19 protein-coding genes are annotated in these 26,102 nt (G+C 69.6%); 7 read left to right on the top strand and 12 right to left on the bottom strand.

What is annotated here, in order from left to right; translation table 11 throughout:
- Nucleotides 1–47 precede the first annotated feature (47 nt).
- The 3 genes from F9278_RS07845 to arc all read right to left on the bottom strand — a co-directional run bounded on the left by F9278_RS07845 (nucleotide 48) and on the right by arc (nucleotide 3,965).
- Entirely contained in the window at nucleotides 48–263 is a 216-nt protein-coding gene (locus F9278_RS07845) for a ubiquitin-like protein Pup (RefSeq protein ID WP_005485230.1), read from the bottom strand.
- 190 nt (nucleotides 264–453) lie between these two features.
- Nucleotides 454–1,965: a depupylase/deamidase Dop gene (gene dop / locus F9278_RS07850; RefSeq protein ID WP_404818863.1), complete on the bottom strand. Its 1,512-nt coding sequence runs from the start codon at nucleotides 1,963–1,965 to the stop codon at nucleotides 454–456.
- Between the two features lie 233 nt (nucleotides 1,966–2,198).
- A complete protein-coding gene (gene arc, locus F9278_RS07855) occupies nucleotides 2,199–3,965 on the bottom strand; it encodes a proteasome ATPase (protein ID WP_152167635.1) in 1,767 nt (588 codons plus the stop codon).
- A gap of 245 nt (nucleotides 3,966–4,210) precedes the next feature.
- On the opposite strand from arc, the gene F9278_RS07865 reads away from it, so the two are divergent.
- Nucleotides 4,211–4,516: a ferredoxin gene (locus F9278_RS07865; protein ID WP_152167637.1), complete on the top strand. Its 306-nt coding sequence runs from the start codon at nucleotides 4,211–4,213 to the stop codon at nucleotides 4,514–4,516.
- A gap of 90 nt (nucleotides 4,517–4,606) precedes the next feature.
- Here F9278_RS07865 and F9278_RS07870 read toward each other — a convergent pair whose 3' ends face one another.
- The 3 genes from F9278_RS07870 to F9278_RS07880 form a co-directional block, all read right to left on the bottom strand.
- Entirely contained in the window at nucleotides 4,607–5,182 is a 576-nt protein-coding gene (locus F9278_RS07870) for a hypothetical protein (protein WP_152167638.1), read from the bottom strand.
- 195 nt (nucleotides 5,183–5,377) lie between these two features.
- Complete coding sequence (locus tag F9278_RS07875) at nucleotides 5,378–6,280, bottom strand: tRNA (adenine-N1)-methyltransferase (RefSeq protein WP_152167639.1); 903 nt, start codon at nucleotides 6,278–6,280, stop codon at nucleotides 5,378–5,380.
- 53 nt (nucleotides 6,281–6,333) lie between these two features.
- Complete coding sequence (locus F9278_RS07880; RefSeq protein ID WP_152167640.1) at nucleotides 6,334–7,899, bottom strand: site-2 protease family protein; 1,566 nt, start codon at nucleotides 7,897–7,899, stop codon at nucleotides 6,334–6,336.
- 218 nt (nucleotides 7,900–8,117) lie between these two features.
- On the opposite strand from F9278_RS07880, the gene F9278_RS07885 reads away from it, so the two are divergent.
- On the top strand, nucleotides 8,118–9,047 hold the full coding sequence (locus F9278_RS07885; protein ID WP_152167641.1) for a RecB family exonuclease: 930 nt from the start codon (nucleotides 8,118–8,120) through the stop codon (nucleotides 9,045–9,047).
- A gap of 84 nt (nucleotides 9,048–9,131) precedes the next feature.
- Complete coding sequence (locus F9278_RS07890) at nucleotides 9,132–9,803, top strand: response regulator (protein WP_046709843.1); 672 nt, start codon at nucleotides 9,132–9,134, stop codon at nucleotides 9,801–9,803.
- 95 nt (nucleotides 9,804–9,898) lie between these two features.
- Here the strand turns inward: F9278_RS07890 and F9278_RS07895 are convergent, their stop codons facing one another.
- From F9278_RS07895 to metH, 4 genes are all read right to left on the bottom strand, one after another.
- Nucleotides 9,899–11,482: an ABC transporter substrate-binding protein gene (locus F9278_RS07895; RefSeq protein WP_152167642.1), complete on the bottom strand. Its 1,584-nt coding sequence runs from the start codon at nucleotides 11,480–11,482 to the stop codon at nucleotides 9,899–9,901.
- 93 nt (nucleotides 11,483–11,575) lie between these two features.
- Nucleotides 11,576–13,180, bottom strand: coding sequence for an ABC transporter substrate-binding protein (locus F9278_RS07900; protein WP_152167643.1), 1,605 nt, complete (start codon nucleotides 13,178–13,180; stop codon nucleotides 11,576–11,578).
- 406 nt (nucleotides 13,181–13,586) lie between these two features.
- Nucleotides 13,587–14,291 (bottom strand): HAD family hydrolase, encoded by a 705-nt coding sequence (locus F9278_RS07910; protein WP_152167645.1) that lies wholly within the window; start codon nucleotides 14,289–14,291, stop codon nucleotides 13,587–13,589.
- 129 nt (nucleotides 14,292–14,420) lie between these two features.
- Nucleotides 14,421–17,948: a methionine synthase gene (gene metH / locus F9278_RS07915; protein WP_152167646.1), complete on the bottom strand. Its 3,528-nt coding sequence runs from the start codon at nucleotides 17,946–17,948 to the stop codon at nucleotides 14,421–14,423.
- A 438-nt stretch (nucleotides 17,949–18,386) separates the two neighbouring features.
- Between metH and F9278_RS07920 the strand changes: the two genes are divergently transcribed.
- The 4 genes from F9278_RS07920 (at nucleotide 18,387) to F9278_RS07935 (ending at nucleotide 23,544) form a co-directional block, all read left to right on the top strand.
- Entirely contained in the window at nucleotides 18,387–19,151 is a 765-nt protein-coding gene (locus F9278_RS07920) for an IclR family transcriptional regulator (RefSeq protein ID WP_152167647.1), read from the top strand.
- Nucleotides 19,152–19,444: 293 nt separating this feature from the next.
- A complete protein-coding gene (locus F9278_RS07925; protein WP_152167648.1) occupies nucleotides 19,445–20,233 on the top strand; it encodes an MIP/aquaporin family protein in 789 nt (262 codons plus the stop codon).
- Nucleotides 20,234–20,333: 100 nt separating this feature from the next.
- Complete coding sequence (glpK, locus tag F9278_RS07930; RefSeq protein ID WP_152167649.1) at nucleotides 20,334–21,872, top strand: glycerol kinase GlpK; 1,539 nt, start codon at nucleotides 20,334–20,336, stop codon at nucleotides 21,870–21,872.
- Nucleotides 21,873–21,927: 55 nt separating this feature from the next.
- A complete protein-coding gene (locus tag F9278_RS07935; protein WP_152167650.1) occupies nucleotides 21,928–23,544 on the top strand; it encodes a glycerol-3-phosphate dehydrogenase/oxidase in 1,617 nt (538 codons plus the stop codon).
- Between the two features lie 297 nt (nucleotides 23,545–23,841).
- Here F9278_RS07935 and mtnK read toward each other — a convergent pair whose 3' ends face one another.
- Both mtnK and F9278_RS07945 read right to left on the bottom strand, forming a co-directional pair.
- The gene (gene mtnK, locus F9278_RS07940; protein WP_152167651.1) at nucleotides 23,842–25,014 is read right to left on the bottom strand and encodes an S-methyl-5-thioribose kinase; all 1,173 of its coding nucleotides are present in this window, start codon (nucleotides 25,012–25,014) and stop codon (nucleotides 23,842–23,844) included.
- Nucleotides 25,015–25,055: 41 nt separating this feature from the next.
- Nucleotides 25,056–26,102 carry an ABC transporter permease gene (locus F9278_RS07945; RefSeq protein ID WP_152167652.1) on the bottom strand — a complete coding sequence of 349 codons (1,047 nt, stop codon included), beginning with the start codon at nucleotides 26,100–26,102 and terminating at the stop codon, nucleotides 25,056–25,058.

The raw sequence follows: 26,102 nt of genomic DNA on the forward strand, positions 1-26,102 counted from the left end.
CTCCAGCAACCGAAGCCCCCGCCAGCCTTATCCCTTCGATTCGAAGGCTACTCGCCACCTTTTTGCACGAAGCTTCGAACGAAATCCTCTGCGTTCTCCTCGAGCACATCATCGATTTCGTCCAGAACCGAGTCCACGTCGTCGCTCAGCTTCTCCTGTCGCTCCTTGAGGTCCTCCGATGCCTGCGCCTCCGGCGCCGCCTCGGTCTCCTCGGTGGAACGGGTCGCCTTCTGCTGGCCGCCGCCGGTGTCCTTGGTCGCCATAACCCTCACACCCCGCTCTGTTGCCCGACATGGTCGACAGGTCGGCATTCCTGCCGATCAGTGATGATCAGACCCTACAAGCCGGGTCCGACATTGGCCCCGCTGTTTGCACAACGCCCGGGGACCACCTCGATGATTCCCGGACGGCGGTGTTTCCACCCTGCCCGGCTGATCACGATTGAAGCCCGGTTCAGTGGCCGGACAGCACCCTGACCAGGTCTTCTGCCGTGCGGCAGCGGTCCAGGAGCTCCTTGACGTGATTTCGCGTTCCGCGAAGCGGTTCGAGGGTTGGGACGCGCTGGAGCGAATCCCGGCCCGGCAGATCGAAGATCACCGAGTCCCAGGAGGCCGCCGCGACATCGTCCGCGTACTGCTCCAGACAGCGACCGCGGAAGTACGCACGGGTGTCCTCCGGCGGCTTCGTACGGGCCCGGTCGACATCCGCCTCGTCCAGGAGCCGCTTCATCCTGCCGCGGGCCACCAGACGGTTGTAGAGGCCCTTCTCGGCGCGTACGTCGGCGTACTGGAGGTCGACGAGGTGCAGCCGGGCGGCGTCCCAGTCGAGGCTGTCACGGCGCCGGTAGCCCTCCATCAGCTCCCGCTTGGCGACCCAGTCCAGCTCTCCGGAGAGGCTCATGGGGTCGTTCTCCAGGCGGTTGAGGGTGTCCTCCCACCTACTGAGGACGTCCTTCGTCTGATCGTCCGCGTCCGCCCCGAACCGCTCCTCGACGTACTTGCGCGACAGCTCGTAGTACTCCATCTGGAGCTGTACGGCGGTCAGCGTGCGTCCGCTGCGGAGGGTGACGAGGCGTTGCAGGGTCGGGTCGTGGGAGACCTGGTGGAGGGTGCGGACGGGCTGGTCGACGGCCAGGTCGACCGCGATGAAGCCGTCCTCGATCATCGACAGCACCAGGGCCGTCGTGCCGAGCTTGAGATAGGTGGAGATCTCCGAGAGGTTGGCGTCGCCGATGATCACATGGAGGCGGCGGTACTTCTCCGCGTCCGCGTGGGGTTCGTCGCGGGTGTTGATGATGGGGCGCTTGAGGGTCGTCTCCAGGCCGACCTCGACCTCGAAGTAGTCGGCGCGCTGGCTGAGCTGGAAGCCGTGTTCGTGGCCGTCCTGGCCGATGCCGACGCGTCCGGCGCCGGCGAAGACCTGGCGGGAGACGAAGAACGGCGTGAGGTGGCGCACGATGTCCGAGAAGGCGGTCTCCCGCTTCATCAGGTAGTTCTCGTGCGTGCCGTAGGAGGCGCCCTTGTTGTCGGTGTTGTTCTTGTAGAGGTGGATCGGCTGGGCCCCGGGGAGCTGGGCGGCGCGTTCTGCGGCCTCGGCCATGATGCGTTCGCCGGCCTTGTCCCACAGGACGGCGTCCAGGGGGTTGGTGACCTCCGGGGCGCTGTATTCGGGGTGGGCGTGGTCGACGTAGAGCCGCGCGCCGTTGGTGAGGATGACATTGGCGAGGCCGATGTCCTCGTCGGTGAGCTGGCTGGAGTCGGCGGCCTCGCGGGCTAGGTCGAAGCCCCGCGCGTCCCGCAGCGGGTTCTCCTCCTCGAAGTCCCAGCGGGCCCGGCGGGCCCGGTGCATCGCCGCCGCGTAGGCGTTGACGATCTGGGACGAGGTGAGCATGGCATTGGCATTGGGATGGCCGGGGACGGAGATCCCGTACTCCGTCTCGATGCCCATTACTCGCCGTACGGTCATGCGGCCCTCCTTGCCCGGCGGCGTCCTCGGTCGGGGACGCCGCTCAAGTACCGCTGGCGCTCCGGTGCGTGTGCGGTGCCCGTCCCCGCACTGCGCGACTCGGCGGTACGAAAGAGCCTAGAACGGCTCTGCGCTGGTGGGGAGATCATTTGCGTCATTGCCTCGCTCCGGCTTTACCCGAAAAACAGTCGGCTGCGGGTACCCACTGAGGGCACCCGCAGCCGCCCTGTCTTTTACAGGTACTGTCCGGTGTTCGCCACCGTGTCGATGGAGCGTCCGGTGTCGGCGCCCTGCTTTCCGGTGATCAGGGTACGGATGTAGACGATCCGCTCGCCCTTCTTTCCGGAGATTCGGGCCCAGTCGTCCGGGTTGGTGGTGTTGGGCAGGTCCTCGTTCTCCTTGAACTCGTCCACGCAGGCCTGGAGGAGGTGGGAGACGCGCAGACCCTTCTGGTTCTTGTCGAGGAAGTCCTTGATGGCCATTTTCTTGGCGCGGCCCACGATGTTCTCGATCATGGCGCCGGAGTTGAAGTCCTTGAAGTAGAGGACTTCCTTGTCTCCGTTGGCGTAGGTGACTTCCAGGAAGCGGTTTTCCTCGGTTTCGGCGTACATGTGTTCCACTGCCGTCTGGATCATGCTCTGGACGGTGGTGGACTTGGAGCCGCCGTGTTCGCCGAGGTCGTCCGTGTGGAGCGGAAGGCGCTCGGTGAGGTACTTCTGGAAGATGTCCTTGGCCGCCTCGGCGTCGGGACGCTCGATCTTGATCTTCACGTCGAGCCGGCCGGGGCGCAGGATGGCGGGGTCGATCATGTCCTCGCGGTTCGAGGCGCCGATGACCACGACGTTCTGCAGGCCTTCCACGCCGTCGATCTCGGCGAGCAGCTGCGGGACGATGGTGTTCTCCACGTCCGAGCTGACGCCGGAGCCGCGGGTGCGGAAGAGGGATTCCATCTCGTCGAAGAAGACGATGACGGGGGTGCCCTCGCTGGCCTTCTCCCTCGCACGCTGGAAGACGAGACGGATCTGTCGCTCGGTCTCGCCGACGTACTTGTTGAGGAGTTCGGGGCCCTTGATGTTGAGGAAGAAGCTCTTGCCCTGGGCCTGGCCGGTGACTTCGGCGACCTTCTTGGCCAGTGAGTTGGCCACGGCCTTGGCGATGAGCGTCTTGCCGCATCCGGGGGGTCCGTAGAGCAGGACACCCTTGGGCGGGCGCAGTTCGTGCTCCTTGAACAGGTCCGGGTAGAGGTAGGGGAGCTCGACGGCGTCGCGGATCATCTCGATCTGGTTGCCGAGGCCACCGATCTGCTCGTAGCCGATGTCCGGGACCTCTTCGAGGACGAGTTCCTCGACCTCGCTCTTCGGAACGACCTCGTAGACATAGCCGGAGCGGGGTTCGAGCAGGAGGGCGTCGCCGGGGCGGATGGTGATGTCCAGCAGCGGCTCGGCGAGCCGCACCACCCGCTCCTCGTCGGTGTGACCCTGCACCAGTGCGCGCTCGCCGTCCTCCAGGATCTCCTTGAGGGTGACGATGTCGCCGACGCTCTCGTACTCCATGGCCTCGACCACGTTGAGCGCTTCGTTGAGCATCACTTCCTGGCCGCGCCGGAGCTCTTCCAGGTCGACGCTGGGGCTGACGTTCACCCGGAGCTTTCGGCCCCCGGTGAAGATGTCGGCCGTGCCGTCCTCGTTCGCCGTGAGGAAGACACCGAAGCCGGCCGGGGGCTGTGCGAGCCGGTCGACTTCCTCCTTGAGGGCCACGATCTGGTCGCGGGCCTCACGGAGTGTGTTGGCGAGCCGCTCGTTCTGTGCGGACACGCCGGCCAGATTGGTCTGCAGCTCGACGATCCGCTCTTCGAGAATCCTCGTGTGTCGCGGAGAGTCGGCGAGCTTGCGCCGCAGGACGGCGATCTCCTGCTCAAGGTAGGCAATCTGCCCGGCCGGGTCGTCGGACCCTCGTCCCGGGCGGATGCCGCGGTTCATGTCGTCGTCGTGGGCTGCCACGGTCCTCACCTCCTCCAAGGGGAGCTGGACGCTTCCAGACCCTACCTGGGTGGGTGTCGATTGAAACCCCTAGATCACAAAGACGGTCGGGGTGTGTCCGATCTTCACCCTTGCGCTCTCCCTCACGCCAAGGGAATACCCACTGAACATGACGGGGAAGCCGCCCCGGGTAGGGTCGAAGTGTTCAACACCCGTCGGAGCCCGCATCGTTCCCAGCTGGCCCGACGAATGAGACGGCAGGAGAGATGACCGTGCAGCAGGAGGCCGGGGCCGCGGGCGAGGCGCTGGAGGTCTGGATCGACCAGGATCTCTGCACCGGTGACGGTATCTGCGTCCAGTACGCACCGGAGGTGTTCGAGCTGGACATCGACGGGCTCGCCTACGTGAAGAGCGCGGGGGACGAGTTGTTGCAGGCCCCGGGGGCCACAACGCCCGTTCCGCTGCCGCTTCTCACGGATGTGGTGGACTCCGCGAAGGAGTGTCCGGGCGAGTGCATCCATGTACGTCGCGTTTCGGACAGGGTCGAGGTCTTCGGACCTGACGCGGAGTGACCGGCCGGGCACTCCATGTCGCCCCGTGTCTGCTTTCTCACACCGTGTTCGCCGGGTGATCATTCCCCGTTCGCCCGGGGGCGGGCGGTGTCAGACGCTTTGTTCCCCGGCGGGCGTCGAGCGTACGAACGCCCCGTTCTTCCACTGCCACTTGACGGGGTCCGTGACGTCCGGGCAGCAGTTGGGCACCTCGGGCGAGGAGTAGCCGTGCAGGGTCGCGGTGACGACGGCGTCACGGACGGCGAAGTCGGAGACGGTCGTGCGGTCCTTGGGGTTCACCAGGGTGGCGACGACCCGGGGCCGGGCCGCGTCGGTGGAGCGGGTGAGGACGTACACGCCGTCCGGCGGGGTGCCCATGCTGGCGTCGCAGTGCGCGACGGCCACGGTCTCGGGGCGGCCGTCCCCGTCGAGGTCCCCGGAGCCCTTCCTCTTCACCACGACACCGACGGGTCCGCAGTCGAGCGGGAGGTCGACCTCGGCGGGGTCGGGGGCCGCCACGATCGCGGGGGCCGGGCCCGCTTTCGGTACGGGCTGGGCCGCTCTCGCCGCGTCGGGCTGGAGGGCGGACGACAGGGCGACGACGCCGGCGAGGGCGGTGGCCGTGGCGAGCCAGTGGATGGGGCGGGTGTGCGCGTGTGCCAGTTCCGGGACGGCGGATTGCTGCACTAGGAGCGTCTCCTGGAGGTGCTGTGCCGGTGGGGATGACCCGCATGGTGCCACACGTCACAGTGGGGTGGAACGGCGGGGTGCGTGGTTCCCGCAGCTTTTCCGGTGGCGCGTCAACGGCAAAGCGCCGTGGCCGAGTTCCCGGGCGCTGCGGGGAACTCGGCCACGTCGGGGCCGTGTTGTACGGGGTGGGGCTCAGCGGCCGGAGCCGCCGTCGGCGTTGGGGCCGGTGTAGTCGTCGCCGTAGGCGCCCTTGGAGGGGCGGCGGCGGCGCATGGGGGGCTCGACGCCGTCGGCGAGGCGGCGGGCGGTGAGCAGGAAGCCGGTGTGCCCGATCATGCGGTGGTCGGGGCGGACGGCGAGGCCCTCGATGTGCCAGTTGCGGATCATCGACTCCCAGGCGCTCGGCTCGTTGAAGCAGCCGATCTCGCGGATGGACTCGACGGTCCGGGCGAGCTGGGTGGTGGTGGCCACGTAGCAGCAGACGATGCCGCCGGGGACGAGGGCCTTGGAGACGGCCTCCAGGCACTCCCAGGGGGCGAGCATGTCGAGGATGACGCGGTCGACCTCGGTGTCGCTGAGGTTGTCCTGGAGGTCGCCGACGGTGAGCTGCCAGGCGGGGTGGGGGCCGCCGAAGTAGCGCTCCACGTTGGCCTGGGCGATCTCGGCGAAGTCCTCGCGGCGCTCGTAGCTGTGCAGCATGCCCTGGTCGCCGATGGCGCGCAGCAGGAAGCTGCTGAGCGAGCCGGAGCCGACGCCGGCCTCGACGACGCGGGCGCCGGGGAAGATGTCGGCGAAGGCGAGGATCTGCCCCGCGTCCTTGGGGTAGACCACGGCGGCGCCGCGGGGCATGGACAGGACGTAGTCGGGGAGCAGGGGGCGCAGCGCGAGGTAGGCGACGTTTCCGGTGGTGCGGACAACGCTGCCCTCGGGTGCGCCGATCAGCTCGTCGTGCGGGAAGGAACCCTTGTGGGTGTGGAAGTTCTTTCCCTCTTCGAGCGTGAACGTGTAGTGGCGGCCCTTGGGGTCGGTCAGCTGTACCTGGTCCCCGACCTTGAAGGGCCCGCGCCTGCGGGCGGCACCGGTCGGTTCGGACATGTGACCCACCCTACCGGCGTTTGCGGGGGCCGCCGACCACGGTGTCGGTGCGCTCAGCTGGGGCGGGCCATCGCCTTCACGAAGGCGCGTTCCACGTCCGCCGCCGAGAGGACTCCGTAGATCTCGCCCGAGGCCTCGACCACGAGGTACTCGGTGGCGGGGGCGGCGCGGAGGGCGTCGAGGAGTTCCTCACCGGCCAGTTCGGCGGAGACGCGCATGCCGTCGGTGAGGTCCTGGGCGAGGCCGCTGACGGCGACCCAGGGGCGGCGGTGTTCGGGTACGCCGACGATGGCGGCCTCGCGGACGAGGGAGAGGGGTTCGCCGTCGGGGTCGACGACGACGAGGGCGCGGGCGCCGGCCTCGTTGGCGCGGCGGAGGGCTTCGGACAGGGGGGTGTCGGTCTCGACGGGGACGGCGCGGCGGGTGAGGGCGCGGGCCTGGAGTTCGGGCAGGTGTTCGCGCAGACGGGCCATGCGGAGGCTGTTGCCCGCGCCGGTCCAGATGATCGCGGCGAGGATCGCGGCGAGCAGGGCGTCCAGGACGGTGTCCATGCCGACGCTGTCCTCGGCGGCGGCGCCGAGCAGGCCGGACTGGGTGAGCAGGGGCAGTCCGATGAGGACGGAGACGGCGAGGGCGCGGCCGACCCAGGCGGCGGCGACGGTGCCGGTCATGGGCTTGCCGGTGATCTTCCAGACGACGGCGCGGAGCATGCGACCGCCGTCGAGGGGCAGGCCGGGGAGCAGGTTGAACGCGGCGACGATGAGGTTGGAGACCATCAGGCCGGCGAGGAGGACACCGGGGACGGTGCCGGGTTCGACGGCGAGCAGGGCGACGTAGAAGACGCCCGCGAGGACCAGGGAGAGCAGGGGGCCGACGAAGGCCAGGACGAATTCGCGGCCGGGCGTCTCGGACTCCTTCTCGATCTCGGAGACACCGCCGAAGAACTGGAGCTGGATGCGGCGCACCGGCAGCTTGTAGCGCAGGGCGGCGACGGTGTGGGCGAGTTCGTGGACGAGGACGGAGGCGTAGAAGGCGACGGCGAAGAAGAGGGCCACGAGGTAGCGCAGGGCGCCGAGTTCGGGCAGGACGCGGTCGAGCTGGCCGCCGAAGACCCAGGTGATCAGGGCGGCGACGAGGAACCAGCTGGGGGCGACGTAGACGGGGACGCCGAAGGGGCGGCCCATGAGGATGCCGCCGCCGGGCTCCTTGGGGCGCTCGGGCGGCTTGGGGGCGGCGTCCGAGTGGGCGTGGGGGCGCGGGGATCCGACCGTGCGCTCCGTGTCGTCCGCCGGCGCCTTGCGCAGGTCGGCCGGGGAGGGTTTGGTCACCGGGTTCGCCCAGGGTTCGGTGCCGTGGGTGCCTTCCGTGCCTTCGGTGCCGGGGTCCGGCGTCGGGGCGTCCGCAGGGGCGTCGGGCGGCTTCGGGGGGTCCGCGGGGGTCTCCGTCGGCTTGGTGGGGTCCGTCGGGCTCGGGGCGTCGGAGTCGCCGGGGGTCTCGGCGGCGGCGGGTTCCCCGGCGGGGTCGTGCTCCGCCGGTGGCTCGGTCGTGTCGCGGTGCGCGCGCCGCGGCGCCTCGTCGCTGTCGGACCGCGGCTGCCCGCTCCCGCCGCTCGTCTCCACGATGTCCCCTCGTTCGAAGCGTCTTCCGCGCCCGGTGGCCGGGCGGAAGGGTCTGCGGTCGATGCTATGCGGTCGCCGGGGCGCGTTCCGCCCCGGCACCCCCTCTGTTTTCCCCCGCGTCGCACACGGCACACGGGCGTCGGCGTGTGTGGTGCCGATCGGTGCGCGGACGGGCCCGTGACTGTCACTGTCAGTGGTGGGCCGTATGGTCGGGGGTCATGGAAACCAGCACCGACGGCACCCCCGCCGTCCCCGGGGCAGGCGAGGGCGAGCGTCCTGCCGTACGGGCCGCAGCGCCGCCTTCCTCGCTGTCGCCGTCGCGCGCCAGTGACTTCATGCAGTGCCCGCTGCTGTACCGGTTCCGGGTGATCGACCGGCTGCCGGAGAAGCCGAGCGAGGCGGCGACACGCGGGACGCTGGTGCACGCGGTGCTGGAGAGACTCTTCGACGCGCCGGCGGTCGAGCGGACCGCGCCGCGGGCCAGGTCGCTGGTGCCCGGACAGTGGGACCGGTTGCGGGAGACCAGGCCGGAGGTCGTGGAGCTGTTCGCGGACGACGCGGAGGGCGAGCGGCTGGCGCGCTGGCTGGCCGAGGCGGAGCGGCTGGTGGAGCGCTGGTTCACGCTGGAGGACCCGACGCGTCTGGAGCCCGCCGAGCGGGAGCTGTTCGTGGAGGCGGAGCTGGAGTCCGGGCTGAGGCTGCGCGGGATCATCGACCGGGTGGACGTGGCGCCCACCGGGGAGGTGCGGATCGTCGACTACAAGACGGGCAAGGCGCCGCGGCCGGAGTACGCCGAGGGCGCGCTGTTCCAGATGAAGTTCTACGCGCTGGTGGTGTGGCGGCTGAAGCGGGTGGTGCCGCGGCGGCTCCAGCTGGTCTATCTCGGCAGTGGTGATGTGCTGACGTACGACCCGGTGATGGCCGATCTGGAGCGGGTGGAGCGCAAGCTGCTCGCGCTGTGGGAGGCGATCCGGCTGGCCACGGAGACGGGCGAGTGGCGGCCCCGGCCGACCAAGTTGTGCGGCTGGTGCGACCATCAGGCGGTGTGTCCGGAGTTCGGCGGCACTCCCCCGCCGTACCCCCTGCAGGTGAGGTCACCCGAGTCGGCCGACGGCGGGCAGGGCAGAATGGGCCCGGACGCGACCTAGGGGCTGTCCTGTGGGTCGGGCCTGGGCCGCGGGGGCCCGAAGCCGGCCTGTTCCAGGGGACAGGCCCTAGCGAAGGAGATGTTCGTGGCCGTCCGGGTCCTACTGGTAGACGACCAGCCGCTGCTGCGTACCGGCTTCCGGATGATTCTGGAGGCGGAGCAGGACATCGCGGTCGTCGGGGAGGCCGGAGACGGTCTGCAGGCGCTCGACCAGGTGCGGGCACTGCAGCCCGATGTGGTGCTGATGGACATCCGGATGCCGCGGATGGACGGGGTGGAGGCGACCCGGCAGATCACCGGGCCCGGCCGGGACGGTCCGGCGAAGGTGCTGGTGCTGACCACGTTCGATCTGGACGAGTATGTGGTGGAGGCGCTGCGGGCGGGGGCCAGCGGGTTTCTGCTGAAGGACGCGCCGGCCAATGAGCTGGTGCAGGCGATCCGGGTGGTGGCGGGAGGCGAGGCGATGCTCGCGCCGAGCATCACGCGCCGGCTTCTCGACAAGTACGCGGTGCATCTGCCGTCGGGCGACGAGCCGGTGCCGGACACGCTGCACACGCTGACGGACCGTGAGGTCGAGGTGCTGAAGCTGGTGGCCCGGGGGTTGTCGAACGCGGAGATCGCCGCCGATCTGTTCGTCAGCGAGACCACGGTGAAGACGCATGTGGGTCATGTGCTGACCAAGCTGGGGCTGCGCGACCGGGTACAGGCGGCGGTGTACGCGTATGAGAGCGGGCTGGTGCGCCCCGGCGCGCAGTAGCGGGTGGGTAGCCGACCACGCGCCGAGGGCGCCCCTTTCTTGTGGAAGGGGGCGCCCTCGGTCATGCGGGACCGTGGTGTCGGCCCGTGCTCGTGTCAGCCCTTGCTGATCTCCCAGAAGCGGAAGACGGTCGAGGCGTCCAGGCAGTACTCCAGGCCGTAGACGTCGTCGCCGACGACGGCGTACTGCTTGGCCTGCCAGACGGGGATGAGGGGGACGTCGGTGGCGACGATGTTCTGCAGTTCGGCGTACTCCTTCTCCGTGGCGGAGCGCTCGCTCGCGGCGGCGGTCTTCGGGAGGAGATCACCGGTGATGGTGGAGTTGCTGTAGTTGTTGTCCAGCACGTTGCCCTTGCCGAAGAAGGGGCCGGTGAAGTTGTCGGGGTCGGGGTAGTCGGGGACCCAGCCCTTGACGTACAGCCCGTACTTGCCGGCGGCGATGTCCTTCTCGTACCGGTCGAAGGCGACGGACTCCACGGTGGCGTCGAACAGGCCGCTGTCGTTGAGCTGCTTGGCGATGGCCTTCAACTCCTGGTCCGTGGAGGGGCCGTAGCGCGACGGCGTGGACCAGAGGGTCAGTTCGACCTTGTCGTCGATGCCGTCGGCGCGCAGCGCCTCCTCGGCCTTGTCCTTGGACGGGCGGGCGCCGTAGGTGTCGAAGAAGGCCGTGTTGTGGCCGGTGATGCCGGCCGGGATGATCGAGTACAGCGGCGTGGCGGTCCCCTGGTAGACCTCGTCCACGAGGGCCTCGCGGTCCAGCAGGTAGGCGATGGCCTGGCGGACGCCGAGCTTGCCGGTGACCGGGTCGTCCATGTTGAAGACGAGGTGCTGGACCTCGGCGCCGGTGCCGTCGACGATGTCGACGCCGCTGGCGGTGGAGGTGTCGGTCTCGATGTCGGAGATGTCGGAGGCGCTGAGTCCGCGGTAGGTGACGTCGAGGTCGCCCTCCAGCAGGGACTTCTTCAGGGCGTCCTGGTCGCCGTGGAAGAACTTGAGGGTGACGCCGGAGTTCTCGACGTCGGCGGTGCCCTGGTAGTTCTCGTTGACGGTGAAGACGGCCTCGTCCTCGCCGAAGGACTCCAGCTTGTAGGGGCCGGAGCCGACGGCCTCGCCGTCCTCGCGGAGCCCGTCGGCGTCGTAGGAGCTCTCGTCGACGACGGAGCCGGCGCCGGAGGCGATCTTGCTGGGGAAGGTGGCGTCGGCGTACTTGAGGTCGAAGCGGACGGTCTTGTCGTCCGGGGTCTCGACCTTGTCGAGCATGGGGAACATGATCGCGGGGCCGGCGTCGTCGTTGATCTTCAGCATGCGGTCGAAGGAGAACTTGACGTCCTTCGCCGTGAGCGCCTCACCGTTGCTGAACTTCAGGCCGTCCTTGAGGGTGCACTCGTAGACGGTGGTGCCGCCGTCCGCGAAGGAGCAGTCCTTGGCGAGGTCCGGTTCGGGCTCGGTGGCTCCGTTGGGGAAGCTCAGCAGCGACTGGAAGACGTTGTTGAACAGGAGCCAGGATCCGGGGTCGTAGCCGGAGGCGGGGTCGGTGGCCAGGACGTCGTCGGACATCCCCATCACGACGTTGGAACCGGAATCCCCGGATCCCCCCGAGTCGGAACCGCAACCGGTCAGCAGGCCGGCGGCAAGCCCTGTCGCCATGGTCAGGACGGGCCACTGGGTGCGTATGTTCACGTATGGATGCCTTGTGTCGTCGGGTGCATTGCGGGCGCTCCGGGCTCCCCCGAGGCCGGTCGGGCCTCTGTCCGGAGGGGTGGTGAGGTCCGGTCAGTTGCCTCTGCCGCGGCCCAGCTCCCAGAGCTGGAGCGTCGAGGCGGCGTTGAGCGCGTACTCGGTGCCGGTGACGTCGTCACGGGCGGCGACGTACTGCTTGCCCTGCCACAGCGGGATGATCGGCACGTCGTCGGCGACGATGTCCTGGATGCCGGTGAGGCTCTCCGAGGCGGTGAGGCGGTCGGCCGCGCGGCGGGACTCGGGGATCAGCTTGCTCCGGATCTCACGGTTGTCGTACGGCGAGCCGAGGAAGTTGTCCTTGTCGAGGAAGGGCGCCAGGTAGTTGTCGGCGTCGGGGAAGTCCGGGAACCAGCCCATGCCGTAGACGGCGTACTCGCCCTCCTGCTCGGCGGGGCGGAAGGTGGACCAGGGGGTGCCCTTGATGGTCACGTCGAACAGGCCGCTGCCGTCGAGCTGCTTCTTCAGCAGCTCGAACTCCTTCTTCGTGGCCGAGCCGTAGTGGTCGGTCGTGTAGTGGAGGGTCAGCTTCACCGGTGTGGTGACGCCCGCCGCCTCCAGGGTCGACTTGGCCTTGGTGACGTCCGGGTCGCCGTACTTGTCGAAGAACGAGTTGGAGTGGCCCGTGATGCCGGCCGGGACGAGCGAGTAGAGGGGCTCGGCCTGGGAGCCGTACACCTTGGCGACGAGTTCGCCGCGGTCGATGACCCCGGCCATGGCGCGGCGGACGGCCGTGCTCTCGACGGGGGCGGCGTCGGTGTTGAAGGCGAGGTAGCGGATCTCCAGGCCGGCGGACTCGACGACGTCGATGTCGCTGTCGGTGGAGTCGCTCAGCTCGGTGATCTGCTCCGGCGTCATGGTGCGGGTCATCAGATCGATGTCGCCGTCCTTCAGGGCGGTGCCCATGGCGTCGGCGCCGGTGAAGGAGCGCAGTTCGACCTTGTCGTTCTTCGGGTCCAACTGCCCCTTGTAGTGGGGGTTCTTGGTGAAGACGGCGCGGACCAGCTCGTTGTTCTCGACCTCGGCGTCCAGGGTGTACGGGCCGGAGCCGTCGACCGCGAAGCCGTCGCGCAGCCTGCCCTTGTCGTAGTCGGCCGGGTTGACGATGCCGGCGACCGGGGTGGACAGCTTGTACGGGAGGGTCGCGTCCGGGCTGTTGAGGTGGAAGATCACCTCGCTGTCGCCCTTGGTCTCGACGAGGTCGATGGTGGACAGCAGGGCGAAGACACCGCTGTCGGCCTTGAGGGAGCGGGCGCGGTCGATGGAGAACTTCACGTCCTCGGCGGTGACCGGGGAGCCGTCGGTGAACTTCAGGCCGGAGCGCAGCGTGCAGGCGTAGCGCTCGTTGCCGGAGTCGGTGAAGGAGCAGCTGGAGGCGGCCTCGGGTTCCGGTTCGCCGTCGCCGCGGGGCTGGACCAGGAGGGTCTGGACGGTCTGGCGGAGGATGTTCCAGGTGCCGACGTCGTAGGCGTAGGCCGGGTCGACGGGGGCCGGGGCGTCCTTGGAGGCGGTGAACCGGTCGGTGGTGCCGACGACTATCGCGTCCCCGCTGTCGCCCGCGCTGTCGGTGGCACCGCAGGCGGCGAGCACCGGGGTGAGCAGACCGATGACGGCCGGCAGCACCAAGGTCTTGCGGTTCATGCTCGCGAATCTCCAGAGCTGTGTTCCGAGACGGGTGCCGGCGGGGTGGTGCGAGCGCGTCTCGGGAAGTACGGCGATGTTCTCGCGTCGAGATTAGCCCGCACCGCCAGAGGGGCCCGCGCGCACCGGAGTTGAGTTCCCCTCACGCTGCGGAACCGGCCGTGGACGGAAACGGTGTACCACGCACGGAATCTTTGGGTGCACCCTTCACCAATCAGGACACAAGGGTGCGTCGGACACCCCCGAATTCGGGGATCGGAGGTGCCGGAAGGGCTCCTCACAGGCCCTGGGGAGTGGCAAACGTCACAGCTGGAAAGGTATTCCCCGGAGTGGGAATTCAGTCATCGCGGTGCCGCTGAATTCCCACTCCGGACCCCGGTACGCGATCTTGGAATTTCTTGCGCTTTCAATTGCCCGTCGTCGTCATCAGGCCGCGCAGAAAGGGCAGGTCGACCTCTTCCAGCGAGGTCACGACGGTGCGCCGGGCGGCGGGCGCGATGGGGGCCACGGACGGGACGGCGACCACATGGCAGCCGGCCGCCTCGGCGGCGGCCACACCGGTCGCGGTGTCCTCGACGACCGCGCACCGGGCCGGATCCGCGCCGAGACCGGAGGCGGCGAGGAGGTAGGGGTCGGGGAACGGCTTGGTCCGCTCGACCTCGTCGCCCGCGACGGTCAGCGCGAAGTGCTGGGGGCCGAGAGAGGTCAGGACGCGGTCGATGATGCGCCGGTGCGAGGCGGAGACCAGGGCGGTGGGGACGCCGTGCGCGGCCAGCTCGGCGAGGAGTCTGGAGGCGCCGGGCATCAGCGGCAGCGTGCGCCCGATACGGGCCTCGAAGCCGTCGTTGAGCAGCACGCTCAGCTCGGGGAGGGTGATGTCGGCGCCGGTGGCCTCGATCAGGAAGCCCGCGCTGCGGCTCATGGGGCCGCCGACGACGACATGGCGCCAGGAGTCGTCCAGGGTGTGGCCGAGGCCGGCGAAGATCTCGACCTCCACGTCCCACCAGAAGCCCTCGGTGTCCACCAGGGTGCCGTCCATGTCGAGGAGCACGGCCTGCAGGGCGGAGCCTTCGGCCGTACGGGTTCCTAGCGCGGGGATCGTCGTGGTCATCCGGCGCACCTCCTTGTGGGACGAGCAGGCCGGTTCCCGGGTGGGGAACCGGCCTGCGGTGGACCGACCAGTGTACGACGCCGCGCGGACGAGCGCCTTTCGGTCCGGCTGAAGCACTGCGCGAAGGCGTTACCGAGCGTTGAAGTACTTCGCCTCGGGGTGATGGATGACGATCGCGTCCGTGGACTGCTCGGGGTGGAGCTGGAACTCCTCCGAGAGCTGGACGCCGATCCGCTCGGGCTCCAGCAGCCGGGCGATCTTGGCGCGGTCCTCCAGGTTCGGGCAGGCGCCGTAGCCGAGGGAGAAGCGGGCGCCCCGGTACTTGAGGGCGAACATGTCCTCGACGGCGTCCGGGTCCTCCGCGGCGAAGCCCAGCTCCGAGCGGACCCGGGCGTGCCAGTACTCGGCGAGCGCCTCGGCCAGCTGCACGGACAGGCCGTGGAGTTCGAGGTAGTCGCGGTAGGCGTTGGCCTCGAAGAGCTTGGCGGTCTCCTCGCCGATGCGGGAGCCGACGGTGACGACCTGGAGGCCGACGACGTCGATCTCGCCGGACTCCTCCGGGCGGAAGAAGTCGGCCAGGCACAGGCGGCGGCCCCGGCGCTGGCGCGGGAAGGAGAACCGGGTCCGTTCGTTGCCGTCGTCGTCCAGGATGATCAGGTCGTCGTCCTTGGAGACACAGGGGAAGTAGCCGTAGACGACGGCCGCTTCGAGGAGGTTGTCGGTCTGGAGCTTGTCCAGCAGACCGCGCAGCCGGGGCCGGCCCTCGGTCTCGACGAGTTCCTCGTAGGTGGGTCCGTCGCCGGTGCGGGCCTGCTTCAGTCCCCACTGGCCCTTGAAGAGGGCGCCCTCGTCGAGCCAGGTCGCGTACTCCTTGAGCTGGATGCCCTTGATGACGCGGGTGCCCCGGAACGGCGGGGTGGGCACGGGGTTGTCGGTGGCGACGTCGGAGCGGACGTGGCCCTCCTCCGGGCGCTCCTCGACGGCGGTGGCCGTGGCGGTGGCGCGGACCCGGCGCTGCTTCAGCTCGGGCAGGACCGCGCCGGGCACGCCCCGCTTGACGCCGATGAGGGCGTCCATCAGGCGCAGGCCCTCGAAGGCGTCGCGGGCGTAGCGGACCTCGCCCTCGTAGATCTCGTACAGGTCCTGTTCGACATAGGCGCGGGTGAGGGCGGCGCCGCCGAGGATGACGGGGTAGTCGGCGGCCAGGCCGCGCTGGTTCAGCTCCTGGAGGTTCTCCTTCATGATCACCGTGGACTTGACCAGGAGGCCGGACATGCCGATGACGTCGGCACGGTGCTCGGCGGCGGCGTCCAGAATCGCGGAGACGGGCTGCTTGATACCGAGGTTGACGACGTTGTAGCCGTTGTTGGACAGGATGATGTCGACGAGGTTCTTGCCGATGTCGTGGACGTCGCCGCGGACGGTGGCCAGCACGATGGTGCCCTTGCCCTCGGTGTCCGACTTCTCCATGTGCGGCTCCAGATGGGCCACCGCGGACTTCATGACCTCGGCGGACTGGAGCACGAACGGCAGCTGCATCTGGCCCGAGCCGAACAGCTCGCCGACGACCTTCATACCGTCCAGGAGCGTGTCGTTGACGATGTCGAGGGCGGCGCGGGTCAGCAGGGCCTCGTCGAGGTCGGCCTCCAGGCCGTTCTTCTCGCCGTCGATGATGCGGCGCTTGAGGCGCTCCTCCAGCGGGAGTGCGGCCAGTTCCTCGGCCTTGCCGGCCTTCAGGGACTTGGCGGTGGCGCCCTCGAACAGCGCCATGAGCTTCTGCAGCGGGTCGTAGCCCTCTGCACGGCGGTCGTAGACCAGGTCGAGGGCCGTCTGCACCTCCTCCTCGCTGAAGCGGGCGATCGGGAGGATCTTGCTCGCGTGCACGATCGCCGAGTCGAGACCCGCCTTCGCGCACTCGTCGAGGAAGACGGAGTTGAGGAGGATACGGGCGGCCGGGTTGAGGCCGAAGGAGATGTTCGACAGGCCGAGGGTGGTCTGCACCTCGGGGTGGCGGCGCTTCAGCTCGCGGATCGCCTCGATCGTCGCGATGCCGTCGCCCCGGGACTCCTCCTGACCGGTGCAGATGGTGAAGGTCAGGGTGTCGATGAGGATGTCCGACTCGTGGATGCCCCAGTTGCCGGTGAGGTCGTCGATGAGCCGTTCGGCGATCTCGACCTTCTTCTCGGGGGTGCGGGCCTGCCCCTCCTCGTCGATGGTCAGCGCGATCAGCGCGGCGCCGTGCTCCTGCGCGAGCCGGGTGACCTTGGCGAAGCGGGACTCGGGGCCGTCGCCGTCCTCGTAGTTGACGGAGTTGATGACCGCCCGGCCGCCGAGCTTCTCCAGCCCGGCCCGGATGACGTCCACCTCGGTGGAGTCCAGGACGATGGGGAGGGTGGAGGCGGTGGCGAAACGGCCGGCGAGTTCGGCCATGTCGGCGACGCCGTCGCGGCCCACGTAGTCGACGCAGAGGTCGAGCATGTGGGCGCCTTCGCGGATCTGGTCGCGGGCCATCTCCACACAGTCGTCCCAGCGGGCCTGAAGCATGGCCTCGCGGAACTTCTTCGAGCCGTTGGCGTTCGTCCGCTCGCCGATCGCCATGTACGAGGTGTCCTGGCGGAACGGGACCGTCTGGTAGAGGGAGGCGGCGCCGGGCTCGGGGCGCGGGTCGCGGACGGTGGGCGTGAGGTCGCGGACGCGGTCGACGACCTGCCGCAGATGCTCGGGGGTCGTACCGCAGCAGCCGCCGATGAGGGAGAGGCCGTACTCGCGGACGAAGTTCTCCTGCGCGTCGGCCAGCTCCGGCGCGGTCAGCGGGTAGTGGGCGCCGTCCTTGGTCAGCACCGGCAGGCCGGCGTTCGGCATACAGGACAGCTGGATGCGGGAGTGGCGGGCCAGATAGCGCAGGTGCTCGCTCATCTCGGCCGGGCCGGTCGCGCAGTTCAGGCCGATCATGTCGATGCCGAGCGGCTCCAGCGCGGTCAGCGCCGCGCCGATCTCCGAGCCCAGCAGCATGGTGCCGGTCGTCTCGACCGTCACCGACACGATCAGGGGGACGTCGTAACCGGCCGTCTCCATCGCGCGGCGGGCGGCGATGACGGAGGCCTTGGTCTGCAGCAGGTCCTGGGTGGTCTCCACCAGGAGCGCGTCCGCGCCGCCGGCCAGCAGGCCCTCGGCGTTCTGCTGGTAGGCGTCGCGGATGGCGGTGAAGGTGGTGTGGCCGAGGGTGGGGAGTTTGGTACCCGGACCGATGGAGCCCAGCACCCAGCGCTGACGGCCGTCGCGGGCGGCGTACTCGTCGGCCGTCTCCCGGGCGATCCGGGCGCCGGCCTCGGACAGCTCGGCGGTGCGTTCGGGGATGTCGTACTCACCCAGTGCGGTGAGGTTCGCGCCGAAGGTGTTGGTCTCGACGCAGTCGACGCCCGCGTCGAAGTACGCGGCGTGCACCGAGCGGACGATGTCGGGGCGGGTGGCGTTCAGGACCTCGTTGCAGCCCTCCAACTGCTGGAAGTCCTCCAGTGTGGGGTCCTGTGCCTGAAGCATCGTGCCCATCGCACCGTCCGCGACCACCACACGGGTCGCGAGGGCCTCGCGCAGGGCCTCGGATCGGGCCCGGCCTGCGGCGGCGGACGAAGGGGACGGATTCGGCAACGAGGCCATGGAGCTGCTCCCTGGGGTGCGACGGCTGTCGGCTTTGCGGCCTCCCGTGGAAGCCGCACGCGGCAAGGGTAGCCCGGAGCGCCACGGATGGTCAGGGGAGTCCACGGGACGGACGGGCGTGGCGTACGCGGCCGAGTGCGGTTTACTCCGACGACGAAAACGAACCACGGACACCACTCGGGCACCGCGCGTACACCCCATGCTCACATGATCGCCGGACTGACACCGGACGGGCACCGGACGGGCACCGGCCGGGCACCGGACGGGCACCGGCCGGGCACCGGCCGGGCACGGGAACGTCACCGGGCGGCGGCCGTGGCCGAAAAGCCGGTGACGGCCATTGGCGAGAGGTCGGCAACGACCGGTAGTGTTCGGCATTGCCGAACGATGGTAGTTCAGTCGCGTACGGCGGCCGAAGGGGACGGAGGCAGGACGGCGATGGCACGGAACATCCAGTCGCTCGAACGGGCGGCCGCGATGCTGCGCCTGCTCGCGGGCGGCGAACGGCGACTCGGCCTGTCGGACATCGCCTCCTCGCTGGGCCTCGCCAAGGGCACCGCCCACGGCATACTGCGCACGCTCCAGCAGGAGGGGTTCGTCGAGCAGGACGACGCCTCCGGGCGCTACCAGCTGGGGGCGGAGCTGCTGCGCCTCGGGACCACGTATCTGGACGTCCACGAGCTGCGGGCGCGGGCCCTGGTCTGGACGGACGACCTGGCCCGTTCCAGCGGGGAGAGCGTCCATCTCGGGGTGCTGCACCAGCAGGGCGTGCTGATCGTGCACCACGTCTTCCGGCCCGACGACAGCCGGCAGGTCCTGGAGATAGGGGCCATGCAGCCGCTGCACTCCACGGCCCTGGGCAAGGTCCTCGCGGCCTACGACCCGGTGGCGCACAGCGAGGTCCTGGAGGGCGAGCGCAAGGCGTTCACCGACCGCACCGTGCACACCCTGGACGACTTCGAGGGCGTCCTGGACATCACCCGCGCGCGCGGGTACGCGGCCGACGTCGAGGAGACGTGGGAGGGCGTGGCGTCCATCGCCGCCCCCATCCACGACCGGCGGCGCATGCCGGTGGGCGCGGTCGGCATCACCGGCGCGGTGGAGCGGCTGTGCCGCGAGGGCGAGCTGCGCCCCGAGCTGATCGCTGCCGTACGGGACTGCGCCCGCGCGGTCTCCCGGGACCTGGGCGCGGCCCGGTTCTGACGGCGGCCGACACGGCGAAGGCCGGGACACCCCACGGTGTCCCGGCCTTCGCCGTACGCGCGCGTGCGCCGCGTGCCCGGGTGGGCACCCTGGGCGGCCACACCGAGATCCACGGACCGTTCGATCAATAACGATCGCACTTCCCGCAACACAGCTCTTGACGCACGCGTAACACCGGAGCAAGACTCCCGTCCATCGGTCGACATTGTCGAACACCTACCGGCAATACGCGTTAGAGTGTGACAAGCCAAGGGCCGAACCTTTCCCCTGGACGAAGGACAAAGGAGTCGCGGGTGTCCAGCTCCGACATCTTCATCGGCGAGACCATCGGTACCGCCATACTCATCCTGCTCGGCGGTGGCGTCTGCGCCGCCGTCACGCTGAAGGCCTCCAAGGCACGTAACGCCGGTTGGCTCGCCATCACCTTCGGGTGGGGTTTCGCCGTTCTGACGGCCGTCTACACCTCCGCGCCGCTCTCCGGCGCCCACCTGAACCCGGCCGTGACCCTCGCGCTCGCGCTGAAGAAGAACGGCATCGAGTGGAGCGACGTCCCGATCTACTGGGGCGGGCAGCTGCTCGGCGCCATGATCGGCGCCGCACTGGTCTGGGTCGCCTACTACGGCCAGTTCCGCGCCCACCTCACCGACCGGGAGATCGTCGGCGAGTCGGCCCCGGCCAAGTCCGTGGAGGCCCGGGAGGCCGGCGCCGGCCCCGTGCTCGGCATCTTCTCCACCGGCCCCGAGGTCCGCGTGGCCTGGCAGAACGTCGCCACCGAGGTCATCGGCACCGTCGTACTCGTCCTCGCGGTCCTGACGCAGGGACTGAACGGCGACGGCAAGGGTCTCGGCACCCTGGGCGCCCTGATCACCGCGCTCGTCGTGGTCTCGATCGGTCTGTCCCTCGGTGGCCCGACCGGTTACGCGATCAACCCGGCCCGTGACCTCGGTCCGCGTATCGTGCACGCCCTCCTGCCCCTGCCCAACAAGGGCGGATCCGACTGGGGCTACGCCTGGGTCCCGGTGGTCGGTCCCCTGATCGGCGCCGCCATCGCTGCAGGCATCTACAACGTCGCTTTCGCTTAGAAGCACTAGCCGCCGTCTTCCGGAATCCCGTGAATTCGCGGAACGCTCAGCACGCGCCGTACGTACAGCCCCGTACCCAGTGAACTTTCAGGAGCACACCGTGACCGACGCCCACACCGCCGGACCGTTCATCGCGGCCATCGACCAGGGCACCACCTCCAGCCGCTGCATCGTCTTCGACCGCGACGGACGCATCGTCTCCGTCGACCAGAAGGAGCACGAGCAGATCTTCCCGAAGCCGGGCTGGGTCGAGCACAACGCCACCGAGATCTGGACGAACGTCCAGGAGGTCGTCGCCGGGGCCATCGAGAAGGCCGGCATCACCCGCGACGACATCAAGGCCATCGGCATCACCAACCAGCGCGAGACCACGCTGCTCTGGGACAAGAACACCGGTGAGCCCGTCCACAACGCCATCGTCTGGCAGGACACCCGTACCGACGCCCTCTGTCGGGAGCTGGGCCGCAACGTCGGCCAGGACCGTTTCCGCCGCGAGACCGGTCTGCCGCTGGCGAGCTACTTCGCCGGTCCGAAGGCCCGCTGGCTGCTGGACAACGTCGAGGGCCTGCGGGAGCGCGCCGAGGCCGGCGACATCCTCTTCGGCACCATGGACAGCTGGGTCATCTGGAACCTGACGGGCGGTGTCGACGGCGGCAAGCACTACACCGACGTCACCAACGCCTCCCGCACCATGCTGATGAACCTGCACACGCTCCAGTGGGACGACAAGATCGCCGAGTCCATCGGTGTCCCGCTGTCGATGCTCCCGGAGATCCGCTCCTCCGCCGAGGTGTACGGCGAGGTCAGCGGCGGCCGTCTCGGCGAGCTGCTCGGCGGCATCCCGGTCGCCTCCGCGCTCGGCGACCAGCAGGCGGCGCTGTTCGGCCAGACCTGCTTCGAGGAGGGCGAGGCCAAGTCCACGTACGGCACCGGCACCTTCATGCTGCTGAACACCGGTGAGAAGATCATCAACTCCTACAGCGGGCTGCTGACCACGGTCGGCTACCGGATCGGCGACCAGAAGCCGGTCTACGCCCTGGAGGGCTCGATCGCCGTCACCGGTTCGCTGGTGCAGTGGATGCGCGACCAGATGGGCCTGATCTCCACGGCCGCCGAGATCGAGACGCTGGCGCTCTCGGTCGAGGACAACGGCGGCGCGTACTTCGTACCGGCCTTCTCCGGACTCTTCGCCCCGTACTGGCGCTCCGACGCCCGCGGTGTGATCGCCGGTCTCACCCGGTACGTCACCAAGGCGCACCTCGCGCGCGCCGTCCTGGAGGCCACCGCCTGGCAGACCCGTGAGATCACGGACGCCATGACCAAGGACTCGGGCGTCGAGCTCGCGGCCCTCAAGGTCGACGGCGGTATGACCTCCAACAACCTGCTGATGCAGACCCTCTCGGACTTCCTGGACGCCCCCGTGGTGCGCCCGATGGTCGCCGAGACCACCTGCCTCGGCGCCGCCTACGCCGCCGGTCTCGCCGTCGGCTTCTGGACCAACACCGACGATCTGCGCGCCAACTGGCGGCGGGCCGCCGAGTGGACCCCCCGGATGGACGCGGAGACCCGCGACCGTGAGTACAAGAGCTGGCTCAAGGCCGTCGAGCGGACCATGGGCTGGCTCGAGGACGAGAGCTGAGCCGGAGCCGCGAAGGGCTCCGTCCGTCGGCTCTGATGAGGAGTAAGAACCCCACATGACCAGTCAGACCACCCTGCAGACCCTGCCTGCCCTGGGGACGCGCCCGGCGTCCGGCTCGAACCCGAGCCGTGCCGAGACCCGGGAGCAGCTCTCCAAGGCGTCGTACGACCTCCTCGTGATCGGCGGCGGCATTCTGGGCATCTCCACCGCCTGGCACGCCGCGCAGTCCGGGCTCAGGGTGGCCCTGGTCGACGCCGGCGACTTCGCCGGTGCCACCTCCTCCGCCTCCTCCAAGCTGCTCCACGGCGGTCTGCGCTATCTGCAGACCGGCGCGGTGAAGCTGGTGGCGGAGAACCACTTCGAGCGCCGTGCGGTCTCCCGCCAGGTGGCCCCCCACCTGGCGAACCCGCTCACGTTCTACCTCCCCGTGTACAAGGGCGGGCCGCACGGCGCGGCGAAGCTCGGGGCGGGCGTCTTCGCCTACTCCGCGCTCTCCGCGTTCGGCGACGGAGTGGGTCATCTGCTCAGCCCCGCGAAGGCCGCGCAGGACGTACCGGAACTGCGCACCGACAACCTCAAGGCCGTGGCGGTGTACGGCGACGACCAGATGAACGACTCCCGGATGGCCCTCATGGCGGTCCGCGCGTCCGTGGAGTCGGGTGCCGTCGTCCTGAACCACGCCGAGGTCACCGGCCTGCGCTTCACCAAGGGCCGGGTGACCGGTGCCGAGCTGCGCGACCGGCTCTCCGGCGACGAGTTCGGTGTCAGCGCCCGTCTGGTCCTCAACGCGACCGGCCCCTGGGTCGACCACCTGCGCCGCATGGAGAACCCCGACGCGGCGCCCTCCATCCGCCTCTCCAAGGGCGCGCACCTGGTCCTGAAGCGGACGTCCCCGTGGAAGGCCGCGCTCGCCACCCCCATCGACAAGTACCGCATCACCTTCGCCCTCCCCTGGGAGGACATGCTGCTGCTCGGCACGACCGACGAGATGTACGAGGGCGACCCGGCGGACGTCTCGGTCACCGAGAAGGACATATCCCAGATCCTGGACGAGGCCGCCTTCTCCATCCGCGACCAGCAGCTCTCCCGCGATCTGATCACCTACTCCTTCGCCGGCCTGCGGGTGCTGCCGGGCGGGCCCGGCGACACCGCCAAGGCCAAGCGGGAGACGGTCGTCACCGAGGGCCGGGGCGGCATGCTGTCCGTCGCGGGCGGCAAGTGGACGACCTTCCGGCACATCGGCCGCACGATCATGAAGAAGCTGGAGGCGCTCCCCGGTCACCCGCTGGGCGAGGACTTCGAGCCGGTCGCCTCCCTGCCGAAGAAGCTGCCGCTGCCGGGTGTCGCCAATCCGCGCGCGGTCGCCCACCGCCTGCTGGTGGACCGTCCGGCGCCCGGCCCCCGTATGGGTGCGGACACGGCCCGTCATCTGGCCACGCACTACGGCTCCCTGGCCTTCGACATCGCCCGCCTCGCCAACGAGAACCCCGAACTGGCCGAGCGGGTGCACCCCGACGCGCCGGAGATCTGGGCGCAGGTGGTCTACGCCCGCGACACCGAGTGGGCCGAGGCCCCCGACGACGTCCTTCGCCGCCGCACGACCCTGACGATACGAGGCCTGGCCACGGACGAGATCCGCACCAAGGTCCAGGACGTCCTCGACAAGACGTGACCGACTCTCGGGCCGGCCCCACCCCGTGACCGGGGCCGGCCCGAGCGCACCAGGGCGGGCCCCACGCCGATACGGCACCGGGGCCCGCCTCTTCTTGTCACGGCACCCGGCGGCCGGAGCTGGACCGGGCGGGGTTCGCGCGACCCGGCGCTCGCGGGGCGCCGCCTGCGCCCACCCGTGCCGCCCCAGCGGCACGATTGCCCGCAGCCGAGGCAGGGGGGAGAGACCAGTACGGGGCACCCGTACGGCCTCAGGGGCGCGAGGAACCGCGCGAGGAGCCCGCCGCCGTCCGCGCTGTCAGGACAGCGACGTCACCATGGCTCGTACGGAGTCGACGTTCCCCAACTCCCCTCGCCGTACGATCAGTTCACGCCCGAGGAGCAGCGCCCGCCGCGACGCCGGCACCGGATCGGGCAGTGTCGTCAGATCGGTCAGGTGCGCGAAGCCGATGATGCGCCGGACGATCTCCGTACCGGCGAAGCCCAGGGACTCCGTCCAGACCCGTGCGAGGAACCGCTCCAGATACGCGTCGTCGAAGAACGTGTCGACCCGCGTCGGCCACAGCCGCCGGAACTCGCCCTCGAACGCCTCCCAGGACAGCCGCAGTTGATCGCCGTGGTCCGTCAGAGTGCCCAGCGCACGGGCCCGCTCCTCCGAAACGAGCGCGTTGGCCCAGTACAGCCCGAGGTCGAACCCGATGGGTCCCACGAACGAGAACTCGGGGTCGAAGACCCGTACGACATGGGCGCCTTCACGCTCACCGACCATCACACTGCCCGAGTGGAGGTCTCCGTGGAGCAGAGCCTGCGCACTCGTCATGAACACGTGCCGAAGGTCGGCGACCTCCGTGCGCAACACAGCATCCGCCCGGAACTCCGCCGCCAGATCGTCCAGCCCCGCATCCCAGTGGTTGTGCTCGTGCTCGATGTACGGCTCCGAGAGCACGACATCCTCGGTGATCTTGCACAACTCGGGATTCACGGACGCCGCCAGCAGCGCCTTGCGGTCGCCGGACTCCATGCCGAAGTCACTCGTGGCGAAGGACAGCCGGGCCACGAGCCGCCCGATCTGCGGCGAGGTGTGCGGCCCGTACGACGCGCCCTCGTTGAGCAGCGTACGCAGGACCTCCAGGTCGGACAGGTCCTCCATGACGAGGGCGTAGTTCTCGGGGTCGTACCCGTGGATCCCGGGGATCTCGTCGGGGGCGACCTTCCCCAGTTGCTCGTACGCACGGGCCTCCGCGTGCGCCCGCTCGGGACTCAGCGGCCAGGAGGGCCCGGCCACCCGCACCCAGGGCAGCGCCTGCTTGAGGGCAAGCCCCCGTGTACCGTCCGCGTTCGAGGCGAGGAACACACGGTTGACGTTGCCGTCCGACACCTCGCGGACGGTGATGTCGTCCCCGTCCTCCCAGTGCCCCCGCTCACGCAGGTACGCGGGGATGTCGTCGGTCTCCAGGATGCGGTAGCCCATGGTCGGTGAACTCCCTCGTACGGCTTACGCGGTGCGGCGCTTCATGCGGTGCGGCGCTTGGACAGGGTGAAGCTGAAGACCAGGGCGAGGATGAGGACCGCGCCCTCGACGACGTCCTGGGTGTAGTACGGCAGGCCCTTGATGGTGAGGCCGGTGGTGATGATGCCGATGAGGACCGCGCCGAGGGCGGTGCCCCAGACGTTGGGGCGGCCCCGGCCCAGCACCGATGTGCCGACGAGCGCCACGGCGACCGCCTCCAGCAGCTGCGACGTTCCGGCGGACACATCGCCCTGCCCGATCCGGGAGGCCAGGATCAGGCCGCCGACGGAGGCGAGGACGCCGGAGAGGACGTAGGCCAGCGCGCGGTACGCGCCGACGCGGATGCCTGCCAGGCGCGAGGCCTCCGGGTTGGCGCCGATCGCGTAGAAGACGCGTCCCCAGCGGGTGCGGGCGAGGAAGACCCAGGCGGCGACCGTCAGCGCGCCGAACACGAGAACCGAGATCGGGATGCCGAGGACCGTCCCCCGGTCGATCTTCAGGAAGCCGGCGGTGAACCTGCCGGGGGCGGTGGTGCCGTCCTCCAGCGTCATGCCGGGGGTGATGGACTGGCCGTCGACCAGGATCAGTTTGGTGCCCTGGATGACGAACATCGTGCCGAGCGTGGCCAGCATGTCGGGGATCTTCATCACCACGATCAGCAGGGCGTTGAGGAGGCCCGCGAGGGCGCCCGCCACGAGGACCGCGAGGATCGCGACCGTGCCGATCTGGTTGTGGACGACCATCGTGTGGGCGGCGACGGAGACACCGAGCCCGGCGACCGCGCCGACGGACATGTCCATGCCGCCGACGGCCATGGTGAGGGTGACGCCGAGGCCGAGGATGGCGGCGACGGAGACATAGCGGAGGGTGTCGAGGAGGGTCGCCGACTCACGGAAGGAGCCCTCGGTCAGCGCGAAGTACGCGAAGAGCGCGACCGTGACGAAGATGAAGCCGTACTTGATGACGGCGTTCTGCGCACGTACGGCCGTGGAGGTCTCGGGCGGGAGCGCCGCCTTGGTGGGGACCTCGGTGCTCTGGGTGGTGGTCAT

Origin of the sequence: Streptomyces phaeolivaceus, assembly GCF_009184865.1 — a bacterium.
GTDB classification, from domain to species: domain Bacteria; phylum Actinomycetota; class Actinomycetes; order Streptomycetales; family Streptomycetaceae; genus Streptomyces; species Streptomyces phaeolivaceus.